This window comes from Natronincola peptidivorans, from assembly GCF_900111615.1.
Classification (GTDB): domain Bacteria; phylum Bacillota; class Clostridia; order Peptostreptococcales; family Natronincolaceae; genus Natronincola_A; species Natronincola_A peptidivorans.
On sequence record NZ_FOHU01000043.1, the window covers coordinates 1 to 5141 of the forward strand.

The 5141-nt window shown below is 32.3% G+C and carries 3 protein-coding genes; 2 read left to right on the forward strand and 1 reads right to left on the reverse strand.

Going from position 1 to position 5141, the window contains the following annotated elements:
• The first annotated feature begins 660 nt into the window (after positions 1-660).
• Entirely contained in the window at positions 661-1578 is a 918-nt protein-coding gene (locus tag BMX10_RS17560; RefSeq protein ID WP_090447084.1) for a LysR family transcriptional regulator, read from the forward strand.
• 146 nt (positions 1579-1724) lie between these two features.
• Here the strand turns inward: BMX10_RS17560 and BMX10_RS17565 are convergent, their stop codons facing one another.
• A complete protein-coding gene (locus tag BMX10_RS17565; RefSeq protein ID WP_090447085.1) occupies positions 1725-4775 on the reverse strand; it encodes an ATP-binding protein in 3051 nt (1016 codons plus the stop codon).
• A gap of 173 nt (positions 4776-4948) precedes the next feature.
• Between BMX10_RS17565 and BMX10_RS18230 the strand changes: the two genes are divergently transcribed.
• Positions 4949-5141, forward strand: a 193-nt coding sequence (locus tag BMX10_RS18230; protein WP_330387935.1) for a hypothetical protein, incomplete at its 3' end; no start/stop codon positions are given.

Here is a 5141-nt window from a genome sequence, read left to right on the forward strand (position 1 = left end):
CGCTTACTATAACTTTCTTCGTCCTCACAAGCTTCATGAGTGGAAGCGTCCTTTAAACGAAGTCGATATGCTGACAAATGCCGATAATATGCCGGGCAAATGGCAGCTACTGATCTACTTAGGGCAACAAACCATCCTCTCACAACAAAACCAACCTTCCCCTTAAATGTGCCTTTGCACTTTTGCTAAACTTCATCGTTTCACCATCAATGCTGTGGGTTCCAGAGCATTATTTGTGGTATCATCAATCTATTTTTTTGATGTTTTCTTCTTTTAAGAAGGTACTCCCCCCACAAATCATGTTGTAAAATTTTGTTTCTTAGTTTTCATAACCTACTTTACACTATCTAATTTTTATAATAGATTACTAATAATTCCTTTAGGGAATATTATATTGTATCCTTATTACAGCTTTACTTCGCTATAAAATTCTATAAGTACTGTGATACTATGGATAAAACCTAAATATTTTTAGCTCTAAAAATTTTTAAGTATTAAAATTTCTTCTTAATTATAGAATACAGAATATTAGCTCCATTGTGAAATATGGGAATGCTATTTCAGTAATAAGTAAAAATGATTAATATTGATTGAAATAGACAGAAGTGTTATTATTAATATGTATAATTAATCCTAAATATTGGAATTGGAGGAATAGCTTTGGATATAAGACAATTACGTTATTTCATTGCTGTTGCTGAACACTTAAATTTTACTGAAGCAGCTAAGCATCTTTTTGTTGCACAATCAGCTGTTAGTCAACAGATTGCAGATTTAGAAAAAAAAATAGGGGTCCAGTTATTTGAAAGGAATAAACGTTCAGTTAGACTAACCAGCGCTGGTAGTGTGCTTCTTAGAGAAGCAATTAGCATTGTAACTAAGTCTGAAGAAGCTATTGAAAAGACTCGTCAGGCGGAACTAGGTATTATAGGCAGCTTAAATATTGGTTTTCTTGGATATAGTGAAAGAGTTTTTTTACCTTATTTAATTAGACAGTTCCGTCGCGATTATCCAAAGATAGATTTACATTTAAATCAGTTTAATCATGGAATGCTCATTGAAGCCTTAAAAACCGGTGAATTAGATATTGTATTTACCCTTTCATTTGGACTTGATAACATTGGTGGTATAAAAAAGAAAAGCGTATTCACAGAAACCATATCTGTAGTAATGCATTGTGAGCATGCCTTAGCAAGTCAGGCCAGCGTTCAAATTTCAGACTTGTCTAAAGAGCGGTTTATCACCGTTAGCAGACAAGAGTCTCCACAAGGCTTTAATAAAACTTTGCTTATGTGTGCCAACAGTGGTTTTTATCCTAATATAGTTAGTGAGCCTAAGCTTTTACATACTGTGCTACTGCTGGTTGATGCAGGAATGGGCATAGCTATTTTACCAAAAAGTTTAAAGCTTCATTCAAGTTCCAGTCTTCGATTTATTGATATTGAAGGAGAAAAAGTAGAGGATGAGCTGATGATTGCTTGGAAAAAAAACAACTTAAATCCTTCTATCCCTTTATTTTTAGAGGAGCTATCCTCTGTAAAGAGAGAATACAACAAAGCTTTTTCTACGATTATATAGAACTAGTAGAAAAGAGCTAATCATAGACTTCACAAAACATAATAAAAAACCCTCGTCTAACGTGGGTTTTTTTTAACTCTCAAATTGGTTATATTAATTTATTCTTATTTGATATACAATTTACATGATTTAGGGATGGTGTAAGTTTATTTGCTATCTTTCCTTAACAGAGCTTTAAGGTGGTCAGCTTCATAGGAATAATTAAATTGTTGAAGGTAACCTAATCCAATGTTGCAATACTCTTCAACTTTTTTGTCTAGTTTCTCTTTTAAAACCTCTTCTAGCTCTTTATGTTGCTGCATTTTATCCTTTATTTCTGCCTTTACTCTCATGATAAGTCCATATTCGTAAGGGCTTTGCATTTTATCCGCATATTCCTCAGCATATTCTAAGTGTTCTATAGCAGTAGAAACTTCACCTTTCATCACCATTAGCAACGCTAGATAGCCTTCTGCTACGGAACGCCTCCATACTAAGTCATATCTATTGTAGTATTTTACTGCTTCATGAAAGTAATTTAAGGCCTCTGTATAACTATCCATATCCATGGCAGCTTGTCCTGCACAAGTGCTAAAAAAACTCAAGGATCTGTAAACCTTGCTTTCTTTACATATTTTTATTGCTTTATCATAATAAATTAAGGCACATTTGAATTCCTTTTTATACCGCCTGAGTTCACCTAAATAATTATAGCAGGCGGCAATATTCATTGCATATTTCTGACTTAATTCTTTGTTTTTAGAGAAATGATTGATAGATTCTATCATTAGTTTTTCTGCCTCTTTATATTCACCTATCATCATCTTATTTAATCCTAAAAGTCTAGTAAGGACACCTTTAATATCAAAAAGCTTTTTCTCCACAGCAATCCTCTGAGCAAGCTGAATATACTCTCTCATAAGCTCCGTTTGATGCGTCTGAATACCATAATATATCATTTGAAGATATCCCTTTAAGGCGTAGTCACTATTCTTGTACCCTTCTGCATACTCTAATAGCTGGTGAATATACTTTACCCCTTCTTTATATTCCCCTAAGCGTATTAAATACCTGCCCTTCATATGTAGAAAAGCCTGTCTGCTGTTTATTAGCTCTATTTTTTCTATGGTATTATCACCCTTAATCATCATTTCTTCTATCATCTCAAAGTGCTTCAATATCTGCAGATCACTAATAGCAAAAACACTATCAGGCTCTTGTGGCATGTCCACCATAGTAGGAAAAAGCTCATGGCAATAATCAAGATATATATTAAGATTTTGTATGCTGTATTGCAAAGCCGATTCAAAATTACCTGCCTCTTTAAAATGATAAGCTAACGTAGAGTAAAGTAGTCTGTCACTATAATCCTTCTTTAATCTTCCTTCAAGTACTTTTCCAACTTTATTATGAAGAAGTTTCCTTCGTGTAAAGGATTGACGATTATAAATAAATTCTCTTAGCTTATGGTGTGTAAATTCAACACTGACTTTATCCGACTCCACAATCTCCCTTATTATCCCTTTTCTTTGTATCTCCTCTAGTATATCCATAATCTCAACTGCGTCTTTTCCTGTTATATCCCATAGTATGTCAATTGGTACCCGATGAAAGAATAGAGATAATAGATTTAATATTTTTATGCCTTCTTCCGTTATATCAATAAATCTGCTTTTTAATATATCCTGTGTTTTTGAAGAGATTCTACCCCAGGTATCACTACCTTGGATACTATTTATATATTCAACTAAAAAGAAAGTATTGCCTTCAGTATCTTCATATATCTCTTTTAATCCTTCATCTGATATTGATAGCTTAGGTAGTGACAATTGAATAAACTCTCCAACTTCTTTATTGGTAAAGCGTCTTAATGTAATTTTATCTAGTTTATCTTCCTTTACTAAATGTACTAGCCATTCATCTATTTCAAGTTCATAGCCTTCTCTAGCAGTTCCAATAAAGAATATCTTTATGCCTTTTTTAGATTGTAGTATGCTTTTTAAAAGTTGCCAACTCATATCGTCCATCCACTGTAAATCTTCAAAAACTAAAATGATTTTTTTGTTTATAGTAATCATAGATAGCACTTCAATAATTACTTCCGCAGCCATGTGGTATTGCAAGATATCTTCTTTTACTAGAAGAGGATTGGACTTTGCATTATTAAGTCTAGCAAAGGCAGGAAATAAACATGCAATACTGTTAATCCACATATCTGGAAACTGAATTTCATTCTCAATAATGATATCTATTAGTCTTGAAAATACAGGATTCCATGGTTTCAGCAAATACTCTTTTTCTGCTTGATAGCAATTGGATTCTATTATATATGTATCTTTTTTTTCTATCTGTTGAAGAAATATTTCCTTCAGCTTAGTTTTTCCTATTCCTGCTTCTCCTTGAATAAGAACTCCTCTAGTTTCTTCTAATGTATTAAACTGTCTATAAAAATGCTTTATTGCTTCTAATTCTTTTTTTCTACCATAAAAAGATAAGGAATTATAATTTTTTTTCTTCTCTGGTTGTTCTCTCATCATAACAATTTCATTATATAAACCAGTAGTTAGGTTCTCTGGTAGGACTCCCAGCTCATTTTCTAAAGCAGTCTTCAACTTATTATATAAAGCAATAGCTTTATTAGATGCTCCAGTTTCTGAATAATACTTCATTAGAATTCGGTATGCTCTCTCATCAAATTCATCTGCCTCAATTAATTGTCGTCCATATATCTCGATAGATCTGTCCTGCTTATGATTATGATTGGTTACTATTTCATATATTATTTTTACGTATCTTTCTCTGAATTCCTCTCTTTTTAAGTACATCCATTCTTCAAAACTCTCTCCATCCTTGACAAAGAATCCTTTTAGAAAAAGCCCCTTATAGGCTTGTAGCGGATTATCATTTTTAATAAAGTTCTCCACATCACTATTGAAAATAAATTCAGGGTTTAACATGACAATAGATTTTTTTGGCGAAACTAATACTTCTAAACCAAACGCCTTTTTAATTTTATATATTGCATTTCGTAGATTTTTCCTTGCTGTAGTTTCCTCTATATCTCCCCATAGTAAATGAACTAGCTCATCTCTAGAGGCCTCCTTATTTACTATCAAATAATAAAAAAGTGCCTCTGCTTTTCTAAAAGGAAAAAGCACCTTCTTTTGTTTCATTAATACTTCAGGTGTATTAAATAGTTTTACTTCAATGTGATACATATTTTGCCCCTCCCTTCTTTGTACGTAGTGTCAAGTTTGACACTCTTTTTTTACTAACTAATCATTATATTTTAAAGGTTTCAAAGTTTTTTTGTATAAAAAAACAATGCCCCCCCATTTCTTGATATAATTGAAGTTCCCAGCTCACAATTAATAAAGAAAGGGTGGTCATTGTGAACTCCATTATATCTTATTTAGTACTATATATTCAATATCTACAAAAAGAACTTTATACACTTTTAATCTTTGTCTCTAGAAACATCCCTTTACGCCAATTGAATTTTGAAGACTCTAATAGTCCTAAGTACCAGAAGTTAAAGATTGATAAGCTCCCTAGAATTCTAAAGTTTCAAATGCAAGATTATC

Bases quoted from the DNA above. Each gene is read 5' to 3' on its own strand.
- BMX10_RS17565 (WP_090447085.1), bottom strand. From the start codon at position 4,775: ATGTATCACATTGAAGTAAAACTATTTAATACACCTGAAGTATTAATG.